Annotated in this window: 16 protein-coding genes and 3 tRNA genes; 11 read left to right on the top strand and 8 right to left on the bottom strand. The window is 50.7% G+C overall.

Annotated elements, in window-relative coordinates; translation table 11 throughout:
- Nucleotides 1–462 precede the first annotated feature (462 nt).
- Nucleotides 463–894 carry a hypothetical protein gene (locus HF675_RS14775; RefSeq protein WP_105230633.1) on the top strand — a complete coding sequence of 144 codons (432 nt, stop codon included), beginning with the start codon at nucleotides 463–465 and terminating at the stop codon, nucleotides 892–894.
- Nucleotides 895–940: 46 nt separating this feature from the next.
- Here HF675_RS14775 and HF675_RS14770 read toward each other — a convergent pair whose 3' ends face one another.
- Complete coding sequence (locus HF675_RS14770) at nucleotides 941–1,165, bottom strand: DUF2594 family protein (protein WP_105230634.1); 225 nt, start codon at nucleotides 1,163–1,165, stop codon at nucleotides 941–943.
- A gap of 718 nt (nucleotides 1,166–1,883) precedes the next feature.
- On the opposite strand from HF675_RS14770, the gene uvrY reads away from it, so the two are divergent.
- From uvrY to HF675_RS14740, 6 genes are all read left to right on the top strand, one after another.
- A complete protein-coding gene (uvrY, locus tag HF675_RS14765) occupies nucleotides 1,884–2,540 on the top strand; it encodes a UvrY/SirA/GacA family response regulator transcription factor (RefSeq protein WP_111737327.1) in 657 nt (218 codons plus the stop codon).
- Nucleotides 2,533–4,365, top strand: a complete 1,833-nt coding sequence (gene uvrC / locus HF675_RS14760; protein WP_187043300.1) for an excinuclease ABC subunit UvrC — start codon at nucleotides 2,533–2,535, stop codon at nucleotides 4,363–4,365. The genes uvrY and uvrC overlap by 8 nt, the downstream gene beginning before the upstream one ends.
- Nucleotides 4,366–4,422: 57 nt before the next feature.
- The gene (gene pgsA / locus HF675_RS14755; protein WP_105230637.1) at nucleotides 4,423–4,971 is read left to right on the top strand and encodes a CDP-diacylglycerol--glycerol-3-phosphate 3-phosphatidyltransferase; all 549 of its coding nucleotides are present in this window, start codon (nucleotides 4,423–4,425) and stop codon (nucleotides 4,969–4,971) included.
- Nucleotides 4,972–5,115: 144 nt separating this feature from the next.
- Nucleotides 5,116–5,191: transfer RNA gene (locus HF675_RS14750), tRNA-Gly, on the top strand.
- Nucleotides 5,192–5,246: 55 nt separating this feature from the next.
- A tRNA-Cys gene (locus tag HF675_RS14745) sits at nucleotides 5,247–5,320 on the top strand.
- A 10-nt stretch (nucleotides 5,321–5,330) separates the two neighbouring features.
- Nucleotides 5,331–5,416, top strand: a tRNA-Leu gene (locus tag HF675_RS14740).
- Nucleotides 5,417–5,625: 209 nt separating this feature from the next.
- Here the strand turns inward: HF675_RS14740 and HF675_RS14735 are convergent.
- From HF675_RS14735 to HF675_RS14720, 4 genes are all read right to left on the bottom strand, one after another.
- Nucleotides 5,626–5,841: a hypothetical protein gene (locus tag HF675_RS14735; RefSeq protein ID WP_105230688.1), complete on the bottom strand. Its 216-nt coding sequence runs from the start codon at nucleotides 5,839–5,841 to the stop codon at nucleotides 5,626–5,628.
- A 97-nt stretch (nucleotides 5,842–5,938) separates the two neighbouring features.
- Nucleotides 5,939–6,127: a hypothetical protein gene (locus HF675_RS14730; RefSeq protein WP_105230689.1), complete on the bottom strand. Its 189-nt coding sequence runs from the start codon at nucleotides 6,125–6,127 to the stop codon at nucleotides 5,939–5,941.
- A 1,035-nt stretch (nucleotides 6,128–7,162) separates the two neighbouring features.
- Nucleotides 7,163–7,534, bottom strand: coding sequence for a hypothetical protein (locus HF675_RS14725; RefSeq protein ID WP_145961138.1), 372 nt, complete (start codon nucleotides 7,532–7,534; stop codon nucleotides 7,163–7,165).
- A gap of 40 nt (nucleotides 7,535–7,574) precedes the next feature.
- Nucleotides 7,575–7,919, bottom strand: a complete 345-nt coding sequence (locus tag HF675_RS14720; protein ID WP_158684794.1) for a hypothetical protein — start codon at nucleotides 7,917–7,919, stop codon at nucleotides 7,575–7,577.
- A 262-nt stretch (nucleotides 7,920–8,181) separates the two neighbouring features.
- Here HF675_RS14720 and HF675_RS14715 point away from each other — a divergent pair, with 262 nt between their 5' ends.
- From HF675_RS14715 to HF675_RS14705, 3 genes are all read left to right on the top strand, one after another.
- Nucleotides 8,182–8,943: a nucleotidyltransferase domain-containing protein gene (locus HF675_RS14715; protein WP_255427286.1), complete on the top strand. Its 762-nt coding sequence runs from the start codon at nucleotides 8,182–8,184 to the stop codon at nucleotides 8,941–8,943.
- A gap of 304 nt (nucleotides 8,944–9,247) precedes the next feature.
- Nucleotides 9,248–10,450, top strand: a complete 1,203-nt coding sequence (locus HF675_RS14710) for a BRCT domain-containing protein (protein WP_187043299.1) — start codon at nucleotides 9,248–9,250, stop codon at nucleotides 10,448–10,450.
- Nucleotides 10,451–10,885: 435 nt separating this feature from the next.
- Nucleotides 10,886–11,971 (top strand): substrate-binding domain-containing protein, encoded by a 1,086-nt coding sequence (locus HF675_RS14705; RefSeq protein ID WP_234008639.1) that lies wholly within the window; start codon nucleotides 10,886–10,888, stop codon nucleotides 11,969–11,971.
- A gap of 37 nt (nucleotides 11,972–12,008) precedes the next feature.
- Here HF675_RS14705 and hemB read toward each other — a convergent pair whose 3' ends face one another.
- Both hemB and HF675_RS14695 read right to left on the bottom strand, forming a co-directional pair.
- Nucleotides 12,009–12,977, bottom strand: a complete 969-nt coding sequence (gene hemB / locus HF675_RS14700) for a porphobilinogen synthase (RefSeq protein ID WP_172606290.1) — start codon at nucleotides 12,975–12,977, stop codon at nucleotides 12,009–12,011.
- A gap of 191 nt (nucleotides 12,978–13,168) precedes the next feature.
- Nucleotides 13,169–13,387 carry a hypothetical protein gene (locus tag HF675_RS14695; RefSeq protein ID WP_105230695.1) on the bottom strand — a complete coding sequence of 73 codons (219 nt, stop codon included), beginning with the start codon at nucleotides 13,385–13,387 and terminating at the stop codon, nucleotides 13,169–13,171.
- A gap of 409 nt (nucleotides 13,388–13,796) precedes the next feature.
- On the opposite strand from HF675_RS14695, the gene HF675_RS14690 reads away from it, so the two are divergent.
- Nucleotides 13,797–14,042, top strand: coding sequence for a hypothetical protein (locus tag HF675_RS14690; RefSeq protein WP_232251653.1), 246 nt, complete (start codon nucleotides 13,797–13,799; stop codon nucleotides 14,040–14,042).
- Nucleotides 14,043–14,177: 135 nt separating this feature from the next.
- Here the strand turns inward: HF675_RS14690 and proP are convergent, their stop codons facing one another.
- Nucleotides 14,178–15,701: a glycine betaine/L-proline transporter ProP gene (gene proP / locus HF675_RS14685; protein ID WP_105230697.1), complete on the bottom strand. Its 1,524-nt coding sequence runs from the start codon at nucleotides 15,699–15,701 to the stop codon at nucleotides 14,178–14,180.
- Between the last annotated feature and the right edge of the window lie 335 nt (nucleotides 15,702–16,036).

Here is a 16,036-nt window from a genome sequence, read left to right as displayed (position 1 = left end):
CTATGCCGTCGTCATTGTTTACAGACATCACCGTGCCGGTATCGTGTTGATAAAACCCGGGCATTATAGGTGAAATAAACTATTAGGAAAAATAACCGGAGGTTATATTATTCGGCTGATACTTTACCGCTTCATTCCGACCGTGGCGTGCCGAAAATATGGCAGGGAGTTAAGATAATTCTATTTGAATATCGAGGTAATTGAAAGTTATTCGGATAAAACTGAATAAGGGGCGTATTTCCAGGTTGAATAGCTGGGCTGGAAAAATGCCGTGCGAGAGGTGCGGCCGACAGGGCGGGATATTGCTCTGAGTCCTTGCTGAATGCGGTATGAGCGACAGTCTGTAGGTAACATCAAGATGTTGTAGGGATTAATCTTATTTTTTTGCCTGGGGGCGGGATGCTTGGCGCAGGGAGGGATTATCTTGTTATTATCGGGGCCTATTTTTGTAAGGAGTTCAGGATGAAGCGTTACGCTGCGTTACTTATTTCCTCTGTGTTATTGTCCGGTTGCGCTACCCAGGCTGTACCGCCACAGGAGGCTAAATCCCCGCCGCCAAGCCGGCTGATGCTTTATCAAAACCTGCCGACTACGCCGTATGCCACGGTGGTTGTGGTGCGTGACAGCGGCATGCTGGCCGGCTCCTGCCGTACCGGTGTTTATGTTGACGGCGAATTCGCCGCGTCACTGGCGACAAAAGAGAAGGCGGAGTTCCGCATGCCGGTAGGCAATCATGTGGTCAGCATTGGTCAGGATATGATCGAAAGCCACCTGTGCATCTGGCGCGAAACCGCCGGGCAGCAACCGATGACCCTGCGTGCCGGAGACGTCCGCTACCTGCGGATTGGCGGTGATATGCAGAGCGGTTTTATCCTGAAGCCAGGACGCGGTTAATTGCTCAGGCCGGTGCTGCATGACCGGCCTGTTTCCTCTATACCGCTTACTGGCGGTATGCGTGTTTGATCTGCTGCAGGCTGTTTTTAAACACTTCGGCCTGCGTCGGATCTTCAATCTGGGCAATAAAGCGCTCCAGGTTGATAATGACTTTGCCCGCATCGGCCTGACCAATCGATTTCAGTATTAGCGTTAAAGCGGCTTTCAGGCAGGCTACTTCAGTTGCCAGTGTTTCTGGGTTTGCGGACGTAGTGAAATCGATATTGCTCATTTTATCTCCTGAACTCTGCGGCCATAGCCGGAAAAAGGTGCGCAGTTGCGCCGGGCCGTCGCCGCATCATGCAGGCGTTAGCGCCGTTTTCTGCTGGCGAGTATAACATAAACTGCAGTTTCGCCAGTCACCTCTTCAACAGATGAATATTAATGATATTTATTATATCCAATGTTTATTGCACGGCAGTGAATAGGTATGTCGAATTAAGTCAGGAAAGTTGCGTTCGGGCATATTTCCAAATGCATAATAAGCACTTTTCATGCATGTTCCTGCAGCCGGAAGGGGCGGATTTATTGTAAATAGCGCCATTTTGCCGATACCTATCGCGGCAAAAACCTAAAGTGATAACGCTGCCGGCTGGCATGTGCTATTATAGCGCCGTGATTTTAAAGGGTTAATTCTCAGCGGAAAGAATGTTATTATTACGCTTGGTTATGATTGCCCGCGTTGATTTTTACTCAGGCGGAGCGCTTGCCGTATCCTTTGTTTTGTCAACGGTCTTTCGGTCAGGTATATGCGCTGTCGGATTTTTATCCGTCCGCAACGCCGCAAACTCGCGTCATCAGGTGTAAAAATACGAAAAATTAGGCCTGTTCCGCAGAGTTAATCGAGCATACATATTAATCTGTATTCATTCTTTGTTGAAAAACAAGTAATATCTATCGCGATAACAGAGATTGATTGCGTTACTCCCCTATTTTTTGGAGATTGTTCCTTGATTAGCGTTCTTCTTGTTGATGACCACGAACTGGTGCGCGCAGGGATACGACGCATTCTTGAAGATATCAAAGGCATAAAGGTTGTCGGTGAAGTCCAGTGCGGCGAGGACGCCGTAAAATGGTGTCGCAACAATGTTGTTGATATCGTGCTGATGGACATGAATATGCCGGGTATCGGGGGGCTGGAAGCCACCCGTAAGATTGTGCGTTATGCACCCGACATCAAAGTCATCATGTTGACTATCCACACAGAAAATCCTTTGCCTGCTAAAGTGATGCAGGCGGGGGCCGCCGGCTATCTGAGCAAAGGGGCCGCGCCGCAGGAAGTGGTGAACGCCATACGTTCAGTGCATGCCGGGCAGCGCTATATTGCATCCGACATTGCGCAGCAGATGGCGTTAAGCCAGCTCGAGCCGGAAACCGAAACGCCGTTCAGCTGTCTTTCTGACCGCGAATTGCAAATTATGTTAATGATTACCAAAGGAAAGAAGGTCAACGAAATTTCCGAGCAGTTGAACCTCAGCCCTAAAACGGTAAATAGCTACCGCTACCGGATGTTCAGCAAGCTGAACATCAGCGGCGATGTGGAATTGACTCACCTGGCTATCCGACATGGATTGTTCAATGCGGAGACGTTGTTAAGCGGTGAATGATCGTTTTGATGCTAAAGCATTCCTTAAAACCGTAACCAGTCAGCCCGGCGTCTATCGTATGTATGACGCCGGCGGTACGGTTATCTATGTCGGTAAAGCCAAAGACCTGAAAAAACGCCTCGCGAGCTATTTCCGCACGCAGGTCGGCAGCCGTAAAACCGAAACCCTGGTTAAAAATATCGCGCAAATAGACGTTACTGTTACACATACCGAAACAGAAGCGCTGTTGCTGGAACATAACTACATTAAACTATATCAGCCGCGATATAATGTTCTTTTGCGCGACGATAAATCTTATCCGCTGATCTTCCTGAGCGCTGATACCCATCCGCGGCTGGCAATTCACCGCGGTGCCAAACACGCCAAAGGCGAATATTTCGGCCCGTTCCCTAACTCTTATGCCGTGCGCGAAACTCTGGCGCTGCTGCAAAAGCTGTTTCCCGTCCGCCAGTGTGAAAATAGCGTTTATCGCAACCGCTCTCGGCCCTGTCTGCAGTATCAGATTGGCCGCTGCCTTGGCCCCTGCGTCGCCGGCCTGGTGAGTGAAGAAGAGTACCGGCAGCAGGTTGACTATGTGCGGCTATTTTTATCCGGCAAGGATCAGCAGGTATTGCATCAGCTGATTGAGCGGATGGAAAACGCCAGCAAGGCGCTGAATTTTGAAGAAGCCGCGCGGGTGCGCGACCAGATTCAGGCGGTGCGCCGCGTGACCGAGCGGCAGTTTGTCTCCGGCCACGGTGATGATATGGATGTGATCGGCGTCGCCTTCGAGTCCGGTATGGCCTGCCTGCACGTGCTGTTTATCCGGCAGGGACAGGTGCTCGGCAGCCGCAGCTATTTCCCTAAAGTGCCGGGCGATACTGACCTCAGCGAAGTAGTGCAGACCTTTGTCGGCCAGTTTTATCTGCAGGGCAGCCAGTCGCGCACTTTGCCGACGGAAATTCTGCTGGACTTCACTCTGCTGGAAAAGGATCTGTTGGCCGCGTCGCTGTCCGAGCTGGCGGGGCGTAAGATCCACATTCAGAGCAAGCCGCGCGGCGACCGCGCTCGTTACCTCAAGCTGGCGCGCACCAATGCGGCGACGGCGTTAACCAGCAAACTGTCTCAGCAGTCGACGATTCATCAGCGTCTGGCGGAACTGGCGAAGGTTCTGCAGATGGATAATATTAGCCGGATGGAGTGTTTCGATATCAGCCATACGATGGGTGAGCAGACTATCGCTTCCTGCGTCGTGTTTGATGAAAACGGCCCGCTGCGTTCCGAATATCGTCGCTATAACATCACGGGCATTACGCCGGGAGATGATTACGCAGCGATGGCGCAGGTGTTGAGGCGCCGTTATGGCAAGGCGCTCGAAGAGAAAAAAGTTCCCGATGTGATCTTTATCGATGGCGGTAAGGGGCAGCTTGGCATGGCGCTGGAGGTGTTCGATTCGCTGGAGGTTAGCTGGGATAAAAGCAAACCGCGGCTGATTGGCATTGCCAAAGGCGCCGATCGTAAAGCCGGTCTGGAAACGCTGTTCTTTGTGCCGGCAGGCGAGGGAATTTCGCTGCCGGCGGATTCACCGGCGCTGCATGTGATTCAGCATATTCGCGATGATTCTCACAATCATGCCATCACCGGCCACCGCCAGAAACGCGCCAAGGTCAAAAATACCAGCGCGCTGGAGCTGATTGAGGGCGTGGGGCCGAAACGGCGGCAAACGCTGTTGAAATTTATGGGCGGCCTGCAACCGTTGATGAACGCCAGCGTTGAGGAAATTGCAAAAGTGCCGGGTATTTCACAAGCATTGGCAGAAAAGATCTATAATGCATTGAAACACTGAAGGCAATGTAGCAACATACTCTTAATTCCACTCCAGCCAGATAGTTACCGTAGCATTATGCAATTGAATATACCGACTTGGCTCACCCTGTTTCGCGTAGTTCTGATCCCATTCTTTGTGCTGGCATTTTATCTGCCGTTCAACTGGGCCCCGATGGTTTGCGCCGTCATTTTTGTGTTTGCTGCGGTAACCGACTGGTTTGACGGCTTTTTAGCCCGCCGCTGGAAGCAAACGACCCGCTTTGGCGCCTTTTTGGATCCGGTGGCCGATAAGGTGATGGTCGCCATGGCGCTGGTGCTGGTGGCGGAGCACTATCACGCTTGGTGGATTACGCTGCCGGCGGCGACGATGATTGCGCGTGAAATCATTATTTCTTCGCTGCGCGAGTGGATGGCGGAAATTGGCAAGCGCAGCAGCGTAGCGGTCTCCTGGATCGGCAAAGTGAAAACCAGCGCACAGATGTTGTCGCTGGTGGGGCTGTTATGGCGCCCTGACCGTAGCGTTGAGTATGCGGCTATCGGTCTGTTGTACATCGCGGCGGTGCTGACTTTCTGGTCAATGTTCCAATATTTGAACGCCGCACGTAACGATTTGCTGGAACCGTGATCGATTCGGTGCAAAAATCGGCAAACGGCCGTGGTGGGTGAACAATTTTGTTGACTCATCACGTCAGGTAAGTAGAATGCATCGCATCAGACGGCAGCGATGATTTGCAGAAAGTTAGCAAAAAAATCAGTAAGTTCTGATGACGCGGGAATAGCTCAGTTGGTAGAGCGCAACCTTGCCAAGGTTGAGGTCGCGAGTTCGAGCCTCGTTTCCCGCTCCAAATTTTAGAAGGTTGGTTATTACCAGCTTTCAGCCTGAAAAGGCAAACAGAATACGGCGCGTTAACAAAGCGGTTATGTAGCGGATTGCAAATCCGTCTAGTCCGGTTCGACTCCGGAACGCGCCTCCAACTTTCCCGAGCCCGGGTGGTGAAATCGGTAGACACAAGGGATTTAAAATCCCTCGGCTTATGGCTGTGCGGGTTCAAGTCCCGCCCCGGGTACCATGGGAAACATCAGAATAATCAAAGCAATAAGCAGTGTCGTAAGCCGCCGAAAGGCGGTTTTTTTGTGCCCTTAAAACATCATTCAGAAAATGCTGTCAGTATCCCGGATGATCGTGCCGTTTGCCTTAAGCTCGCTTCCACATCATAGGAACAGGATGTTAAAAAGCGCATGGAACTACGGCTGCGTGTTTACAACGCCGGGAGCGCGGTTATCTGTTTTTCTTTCTTACCATCGTCGAGAGGCATTTTGCTATCAGGCCTACGGCAAAGCCGATAATGCCGATAAATGCGATATCCAGGCCGGCACCAAAAGCTAATGGCATCTCGCCACTATCGGTGCTGCCGGGGAACTCTACGCTGAGAATAGACATGGCGATGCCGATGATAAAAACGATGCCGCACAGGGAGTAGTAAAGCTTGACCATATAGTCCTCAGGTTAGCGCTCCCTACACGGGTAGCGATAAGCGTGATGTTGTTCAATCTGCTACGTTTGATCTGGTTGCCAGCTCACTTGGCTGTAATCAGTTTTCATATCGATAGGCTTCGGTGCAAAACAGCACGACGTCAGGAAGACGCCGTTGGATAGCGTCTTTGACCGCCACGCATTCCGAGCGGGTCGGGTAAACCGTTTCAGTAGCCAATAGTGCGTCGCACGCATCATAACCACAAGGGCTGACCAGCAGAACAAACCCGAGCAGGCTTCCAATCATTGCTGATACTCCAGGTTGGGTGATGGAGATTCTGAGCGATTGGTATGGTGGTAACATAATCAACCATGCCGGAGGTTTCAATGGTTGGTTATTGTACGAGGGGCTGTCGGGTTATCAAAGGTGGCTTATAACAATGTTATTTCAATAGGTTACTTATCGCCTGTGTAGTTATTAAGTCTATAGACCGTGAGTTTAAAATTTCTTGATTGATGGTGGCCGCAGGGGGATCCGCGACGTCAACGCCGAGTCTTTTTACTCGCCGTTCCCAGTGTGGATTATATCAAGCGGAGATACCGATAAACCTCGGTGTCTTTGCCTGCAGGGTCAACATTCAGAATGATATTCCTGGACCGCTGAGAGTGATGCTATCCGAACCAAAGTTGGGGTTTTCGCCCCTACATGCTCGGATTTTTTCATCCTTGGTCGGCTTATGCGTTGCCGCTTGGTCTGGTTGTTCACCCGGCTTTTTCTCGCATCCAAAACCTTGGCAAAGCGAGGGCGATGATAGTGATATTCCATCACTGGAACAGGCATTGAGTAATACAGTCATCAGCAATATAACTATAATCCTAAAGTTCATTTGTCATCCATTAACATTGATTGAATAAATAAAAAATATATCACCCTTATGCTTTACTGGCGATCCTATTACGACGTGTTTTTATCTCGGATTGCCTATGTAGTCAGCCTTTGAATCCATAGCGATAATAATTATTTGTGAATGTGATAACGTGGCTTAACTGTTTATAAAGGGTAACGGCATCGCAGGCCAACCAGTAACATGGGTAATAATGCGTTAGAGATGGTGCCATGAGGCGTTTTTTATTGTCTGTGGAACGTCTGAGGCAAAAAAATCCCCTCGCAAGGAGGGGAAAGGCATCAACACCAGGGAAAATCTTTCACTGACGATGATACGGGAGTCTATATTTTCGAATTTGATTTATGTCAATGAATCTGTTGCAAAAATGCATCGGCAGTATGAGGTTTTATGCCGTGTTGTATGTTGAATAAAGGTCGTTCCTGGTCTATGGCATGTTAGTGATAACGCGGAAGCTTGATGGCATGTGTCGTAAAGGTGTCTATGTCTTTGCAGACCACGGGGTTAGTGCTGCCGGCATAAAAAAAGACATGCAGATGCTTCTCGGGGAAGTACACAAGGTCATCGCCATTGCGAAAGCTGATTACCCGAAAAGGCGAGCCTTCCGCCGTTTTATTGCGTTTTACACCCGCCGCAACCTGAAAGTGGCGTTCAGCCCATTCCAACGTGGTCAGGCCATAGTTAAAGCGCGTGACCGTCATCAAGGCCCGTTCTGGGCAATCTAGGCGTAATACGCTTGCAGTGTGTCCCAAAACGGGTGTCAGGATGCAAATCAGGCTGGCTGTGGCGATATTCAATGTTTTTAACACGTTTCCCCCGTACAGAATAAATAGATGATGGCTTGGTGGGTCAGCCGTGTGGACGCGTGCTTCCCTGGTAAGGCGTCACCGTATGGTTCGGCTCAATCACCTTGCTGAAGAAGGCATCGGGATCGGCGCTGAATTTGAAGCGTTGGAAGCGGGTATAGGCGATATGCGCAACATCGTAGGCTTGCCCGTCTTTGATTACGGTAACCGTATTTCCCGTTTTTGCATCGGCGCATAGCTGAACGGCCGTGATATGTTTGCCTGCCAAGTGGGTGAATTGGCATTGAGGATCGGGGGTGAAGGGGGCGCTTTCCTCCCTGGCGCAGGCGGCGAGGGTTGAGGAGAGGAAAATGCAGGTGAGTATAAGCGTCGCTTTGCTGCGCGGCATGGCCGGAGATCCTTCTGGTATTGTCGGTTATTGGATAAAGGATATAAAAATCAAAAAGAAGTAGCAGCCTTGAATGTGAAGGCTCTCCGAGTCTATCTCATGGTATGCGCTTGCTCTGGACAGACCACGCAGGTAAGACCCCGCGATTGCTTTGTGAGCGCCCGGCAGCGTTTTGGGTTTATGATTCGTCTTCTTTGTAATACAGTCATTAGGATACGCGTTTTCTCCCCATAGGCGCCGGACGCCTTTCCGGAAGATGATAATGGCTGTCGATCATAATGGATATATCACCACACCCTGTGCGGTCACCTTCCAACCTGCGTTTGGATGCGTTATTGATGACGCGGTACGTCAGCTGACGAAAACGCTGGGCGGCGTTATCCATAGCATCTATGTGTATGGCAGCGTTGCACGGGGGAAAGCGACGGTGGGGAGCTCGGATCTGGATCTCTGCATCATATTTCATCGCCCGGTCCTGCCGGATCAGGACACTGCGCTGGCGTCTGTCCGTGTGAAGCTTGAGAAGGCGCACCCCGTTGTCAGCAAGATTGATTTTGACTGCGGCATCCTGTCAGAGGCATTAGCGGCAGAGTACCGGCACAGTTGGGGTTATTGGCTAAAACATCATTGTCGCTGTGTGTATGGTGTGGATCTGACCGAGCAGTTTCCTCGTTTTAAACCTTCACGAGCCATTGCCATGGCGGTAAACGGGGACTATATCAACGTGTTGAACGGTTATATCGCGCGTATTGAACATGCGGACGATGTTAATCAGCACGCGCGCTTACGGCAGTCGGCGGCGAAGAAACTGATCCGCGCCACAAGTTTGTTTCGCGGCGAGTGTGATAGCGACTGGCCGGACACGCTTGAAGAGCATGCGATAAAGTTTATCCGTCAATACCCGGAGCTAACGGACGAGATCGATTACTTCCTTAAGCAAAGTAAAAATACAGCAGGGCGAGACGGTGAATTTATCGCTCGGTTGCGGGCGGTAATGAGGCAACTGGTTCAGTTGGAAAATTAGGGAAATGCTCAACGTGCGATATTACTCATAATCCAAGTGAATTGCTTTGCGTTGTTATATTTATTTTATGATTAATTAATGCTTTTATCCTCCCAAGGCATGTCACTATATCATTGTCATGGTTTTTATTTCCCATCTGTTTTTTTGCGTACAAATCGTGTGCTGTTTACTTCCGGTTAATATGGGTTAAGATTGCCAGGTTATTAAATTTATTTATTGAATAACTAACCTTAATGAAAATCGATTGGACGTAATGCTAATCGGAAAAGGACAGTGTGATCCGGGAAGATAATGATAGGTGATAATGATGTTTGACCTGAAGAAAACAAACAATAGGGAAGCATTTTTTCTTTATTCGAATGCGGAAGGGAATGTGTCTAAGCATGCGGTCATGAACGTGGTCAACAAAGGCGATTATATTCAGGGGTATTCGGTCAGTCGCCGCAGTTATCGAACATTCAGAAAAGAGCGCATTGTGACAATGTTTGATACTCAAGCTGAACTGGAGGCGTTCGACCTGGCATCGGGATGCCGCGATAGCGTTGAGCCAGTGCCTATCTCACGCAGCCAATTATCACAAAACGGCAGTCTGGAAATCTGTTTTACGGGGTTTAATAAACAGGAAAAGGATGAGCTTACCGCTCTTGCCGCTTCGTCTCGGCTTAAAGTGAGAAGCGGTGTGACGGCTAAGCTGACGTTTCTGTGCTGCGGCGCTAATGCGGGTTGGCGAAAAATCGAGGAAGCAAATACCAAAGGTGCGCTGGTTCTGAGCGGCGATCAGTTCCGGCATTTTATGGCAACCGGGGAAATTCCCTATAAATCCGAAGAAGTTGACAGCATACACACTGAAAATGACGCAACCGACCTCGATAAGTTGCAGGCTCTGAAGGAGAACATGGCCGCTACGTTTAATACGCTAAGGTCCTTGCCGCGCAGCAATATTTTAATTGCGCAATTTGTCGACGGTTATGCGGTCGGCTGGCGCTTTGCCGTGAAGTCCGTGTTCAAAGAGGCATTAGATATCAAACAAACGACGGCGGTCTTTGATGGCTATAAGTATGAAACCTGGACGCAGGGGAATCGCTACGAGTTTCATCGCGGTGATGCGTTCTATAGCGATAAACTCGGTTATTCGGACTGGCCAGCATTTTTAAAACTCAAACATGCCGCTATTTTAAAGGTCCGGTTTGAGTGCTTTGCGGGTTATGAAACGGTTGCGACGCTGGATGGCCTTTTTTCCGGCGATTTTGTTCCGGAACATCTGATTACCGAACCTAAAGTATTTGACCGCCTGCCTCTGCGCATTGAAAGCCAGTCTTACGATCCGGGGACGCTGGTTATTGATGTGTTACGTCCGACGCCGGATCAGGAGCGGGTTGAGCGGGTTGAAACGCTGTCTTTAACTCAGGATGAGTTTATCGCCCTGTTGCAAACGGGATATTACTGGAAAAAAGAGAAAGGGCATGCGCCGGCGAGGATAGATATCCTGGGGGAAGACGGCGTATAAAGGGCTGCCTGCATCGGTAACGGCGCCGCTTTATATGAGGTTGACGCTATTATCTTATTGACCCGGCTTCCGGCTGGTGCCGGCATTCTGTGCTTCAGGACGCAGCCCTTTCTGCCGGGGAGTATGGCACATAGCGCATGGCAGAGAGTGTAGCGGGTATGGTTGATTTTGTTTGTTATTAGGATTATTCCCATTGAATTTATGTATTAATTTGTAATTGATGATGTTATGTTACCGCTCGTCGTACAAAGTATGACAGGGAATGTCAGCAACCTTACTCCATTGGTTCTTTGTACGACGATTTAATCATTCCCGTCAAAAACGGTTTACCTTTCCTAATCTGCCCCGAGAATAACATGCACCGGCGGTGCGAACTCACCGGCGGTGCGAACTCACCGGCGGTGCGAGCTCACCGGCTGGTCATCACTTTAGCCGATGGGGTATAATTTTTGTCTTCCTGCCCTGGTGCAAGTGGTTTTCATGTCTTCTTCAATTAAAAACAGCGTTAAGCGCCCGACCCTTGCCGAGGTCGCCGAGCTGGCCGGCGTTTCGCTGGGCAGTGCTTCACGGGCGTTATCGGTTCCCGAAAGGGTCAAACCTGCGACGCTGCAGCGCGTTCGTTCTGCCGTTGAGCAACTGGGCTATGTGAGCAACGGGGCTGCGCGTGCGCTGGCCTCCCGGCGCACTTATACCATCGGTGCCGTTTTCCCCACGATGTATAACCAGGCTTTTGTCGATGCCTTACAGACCTTACAGGCAACGCTGTGGTCGATGAATTATCAGGTCATTTTGGCAACGCATGAATATCAGGCCGAGCGCGAGTTTGACGTGATCAAAACGCTGGTGGAACGCGGCGTTGAGGGCATCGTTTTGGTGGGTTCTACGCATGAGGAACGGGTTTATGAGCTGCTGCGCCAGCGCCAGCTGCCGCTGGTTCTCACCTGGCAGATGGATGAGCCTCCTTATGGTGTCAGTATCGGTTTCGACAACTGGCATGCAACATATCGGATGGCGCAGGAGGTGATTGCGCTGGGTCATCAGACTATCGCCGTGGTCTGCGGCAGCCAGGCAAACAATAACAGAAGTCGTCAGCGCGTTGGCGGCATTGTGCAGGCGATGAAAGAACGCCGGTTACGGTTAGACGAGTCGCGGATAGTTGAGGCGCCATTCACCATTGAAGGCGGGCGAGAGGCTGCCCGGCGACTCCTGGCCGATGGTAAACCACCGACGGCCATTTTGTGCATGACAGATGTACAGGCGCTGGGCGTGCTTAATGAGCTTGAGCAGGCTGGCTGGCGGGTGCCGCAGGATATATCGGTAACCGGGATGGACAACATTGAGTTTTCTGCGCTGACGCAGCCCGCATTAACGACCATTGACGTGCCGTCGCGCGATATTGGCACATTGGCCGCCCGGCGCATTGTCAGCATGGTGGAGCAAACAACGTTTACCGGGCGTGCCGAATTGGCGTGTTCTCTGATCTTCCGGCAAAGCCTTGCGGCGCCGAGGGAAACGACATAACGGCGTGACGTGGGGCCGCGCCGTTATGCCGTGCCGTTTACAGCCCTTGCTGCGCCAGATCGGCGGCGAAGTAAGAGAAGATAAAGTCCGCGCCGGCGCGTTTGATTGACGACAGTGACTCGCGTACCACCTGAGCTTCATCGATCGCGCCCGCGGCAGCGGCGAATTTAATCATCGCGTACTCCCCGCTGACCTGATAGGCCGCAACCGGCAGAGTGCTGGCGTTGCGGATATCGCGGATGACATCCAGGTAATAGCTGGCCGGTTTAACCATCAGCGCGTCAGCGCCTTCGGCTTCGTCAATCAGCGACTCGCGCAGCGCTTCCCGCCGGTTCATCGGGTTCATCTGGTAGGTTTTACGATCGCCTTTCAGTTCGCTGCCGCCGGCCTCGCGGAATGGCCCGTACAGGGAAGAGGCGAACTTGGTGGAATAAGAGATAATGCCGGTATTGCCGAAGCCGGCTTCGTCCAGCGCCTGACGGATGGCCTGAACCTGGCCGTCCGCTGCGGCAGAAGGGGCGATAAAGTCCGCGCCGGCATGTGCCGCCGCCACTGCCTGTTTCTGCAGGTTCAGCAGCGTTGCATCATTGTCGACGGAGTGGTCGTGGACTACGCCGCAGTGGCCGTGGGTGGTGTATTCGCAAAAACAGGTGTCCGACATCAGGATCATTTCCGGCACGGTATCTTTGCAGATACGGGCCATACGCGACACCAGACCGTTCTCGTCCCAGGTATCGCTGCCGATATCGTCTTTATGGTGAGATACCCCGAATGTCATAATGCTGCGAATACCGCTTTTCGCGTATTTTTCCAGCTCAAAAGCCAGTCTGGATTCAGGGATGCGTTTGATGCCCGGCAGTGCGTTCAGCTCCAGATATTCCGAGGTGCCTTCCTCAACGAAGATAGGCAACACCAGGTCGGACAGCCGTAATTCATCTTCCTGGAACAGGGAGCGACGCGCCTCGGAACTTCTCAGGCGGCGCAGGCGGGTTGGCAGGGAATTCATAATAACCTCTTTGTGAAGCGCTTTATCGCATGCAGGAAACATGCGCTGATGTCGGAGAAAAATAAATGAAGCGCTTCAATTTTTCAAGCCGAGCCGCATTTTTTGACTGTTTCACGCTGTGGCGGGGAGATGAACTTGAAGGCGGGCGGGGATAAACAACGCCCCGAACGGGGCGAGGTGATAATAGGGGCTCAGAACGGGAAGCTGGCCACTTTAGGCATGCTAGGGTTGCCCATGGCAATGATAAAATTATCATTGTCTTTGATGATATTTGCGCCTTTCTCACGGCATATCATCGTCAGCTCTGAAACATCATCAGCGCTAACCGCATAATCGAGCCTGATGCGTTTTGCTTTCCCTGTCGAGATGGCAACTTTAGCTTCTTTCTTGCTTTTAACGGTAATCGACATAATAACCTTTTATTTCATATTGTTAAAAGTAATGGTTTACCAAGTCGGCTGTAGCAAGCTAGCTTTCTGGATGGCCATAGGCAAGATAAAATCGGTAATCTGCCAAAAAAACGTGAAGTTTGTCGCATTTATAATATTTATAATGCGAAATATCGGCATGATTGTTGCGCATGGATTATTAGACGGCCGCTACAATAATTAGAATTCATTGTTTTTATTGTGGTTAAATATAGCGGTAAGCATGTGGGGTGCGAAAAATCTTAAACATTAGCGTCAGGGCTTTATATGCTTGCCGTTTGCTAGGAAAACTCTTATTGTTCGACTAATTGTGTGAAATATTGTCCTTTTTTATCCTGTTGTAATCGCTGGATAATGATATCTACTACAGGATAGTCCAGCGGCGTTTGTTTTGAGAGAAAATTTAAAAATGGTTGATTACAGTCTGTACGGGATGCCGCAAGATAATGCCAAAATCTACCGGGAAAAGCTGATGGTTATTTTCGGTGAGAGCGTGTTGCATTTGATTTCGTCACAACGCATGGTGAATAAAGATAATATTATGAAATATCTGGTGCAGGAAATTGAGCGCCAGCCGGAAGATATTCAAAAATATTATCGCGTTGCTCTGGAAACCGTCGGCGTTCATGCGCGTTGAATAAATAGCGAAAAGAAAAACCATTTTATCATTAATTCTGCGCTGCAGGATTTAACCTGCGTTACCAGCTTGGTAATGTGCGGCGAGCAACATAAAAAAACCACCTCGTTTGAGGTGGTTTTTTGTTGCTGACGATTAGTCCAGCTTTGGATGCTGATCGATCAGCGCCTGTTTCCTTTTTTCAAGCGCTTTGATTTGTTCTTCCAAATCGCCAATTTCATCGCTGATGTTTTCAACCTTCTGTTCAATATTATCGTAGGTTTCCTGTAACAGCTCCTTGGCCTCGGAACGGTCTGACGCGGCCGGCGTTGCACCACGCAGCGGTTTGTTGGCGGTTTCTTTCATATACAGGCCGGTCAGCAGGCCGACGACGGCGACCACCATCAGATAATAGGCCGGCATATACAGATTGCCGCTGGACTCGACCAGCCAGGCGGCAACGGTTGGCGTTGCGCCCGCAACCAGTACGGAGATGTTGAACGAAATAGCCAGTGCGCTATAGCGGATATGTGTCGGGAACATGGCCGGCAGTGTTGATGCCATAACGCCGGTAAAGGAGTTAAGCAGCACCGCCAGAACCAGTAGGCCGACAAAAATCAAACCGATGACGCCGCTGTTGATCAGCATAAAGCAGGGGATCGCCAGTAACATCAGGCCGATACTGCCGCCGATCACAAACGGTTTACGGCCGATGCGGTCGCTGGTCAGGCCGATCACCGGTTGTACAAACAGCATGCCGATCATGATGGCGATGATAATCAGGACGCCGTGGCTTTCCGAATAGTGCAGGTTGTGCGACAGATAGCTCGGCATATAGGTCAGCAGCATGTAATAGGTGACGTTGGTGGCAATAACCAGCCCCACGCAAACCAGCAGGCTGCGCCATTGTTTGGTCGCGATCTCTTTAAAGGAGGCGCGCGGCGGATTCTGCAGCGCGTCACGATCGCCCTGTTCCATTTTGTCGACATGCTGTTGGAACGCAGGCGTCTCTTCCAGTGCGTGACGCAGATACAGGCCGATGATGCCGAGCGGCGCCGCGAGGAAGAAGGGCAGACGCCAGCCCCAGTCGAGGAACTTGGCTTCGCCGACAATGCTGGAAATCAGCACCACGACGCCGGCGCCAAGCACGAAACCGGCGATAGAGCCGAAATCGAGCCAGCTGCCCATAAAGCCGCGTTTGCGGTCCGGTGAATATTCGGCGACGAAGATGGCCGCACCGGAATATTCACCACCCACCGAGAAGCCCTGTGCCAGTTTGGCCAGCAGCAGCAGGATCGGCGCCCAGATGCCGATGCTGGCATAGGACGGGATCAGCCCGATACAGAAGGTGCTGATCGCCATAATAATGATGGTGACGGAAAGTACCTTTTGGCGACCGAACTTATCCCCCATGGCGCCAAAGAACACGCCGCCCAACGGGCGTACCAGGAACGGTACCGAAAAGGTCGCCAGCGCGGCGATCATCTGCACGCCGGGAGAGGCGCCGGGAAAGAACACCTGTCCAAGGGCATAGGCAACAAAGCCGTAAACCCCGAAGTCAAACCACTCCATCGCGTTACCGAGCGCGGCGGCGGTAATGGCTTTTTTCAGCTTGCTGTCGTCAATAATGGTTATGTCGTTAATATGTAGCGGTTTATGTCGTTTTCTTCTTAGCTTCATAGCATCATCCCTTAAATATTGAGTTGAACGTGAATCAACCGTTCCCGTTCACGTTTTTCTGCCCAGACATTAACTCTTCTAATTTTAGTGTGCCGTTGGCACTTTGGAGTCCCTCAATCATTAAACTGACTATTTTGTTGAAATTTGACCTATTTCCCCATTGATATGTCACTTGTGTGATTAATAAAAATCCATATATAGCTTAACGTTATATGTGATGGGGATCAAATCTAGCAATTTTGTTTATCAATACGGACGTATAAATAATTACGCAAGATCGGCAGCAAGCGCATGAATAGCCAAGGTAAAAGAGGTTACGGCAGGTAACATACCCC

The organism is Serratia sp. JUb9 (assembly GCF_014298095.1).
Lineage (GTDB): Bacteria > Pseudomonadota > Gammaproteobacteria > Enterobacterales > Enterobacteriaceae > Serratia_B > Serratia_B rhizosphaerae.
The sequence above is the reverse complement of the archived record's forward strand: the minus strand, read 5'-3'. Positions and strand labels throughout refer to the sequence as shown.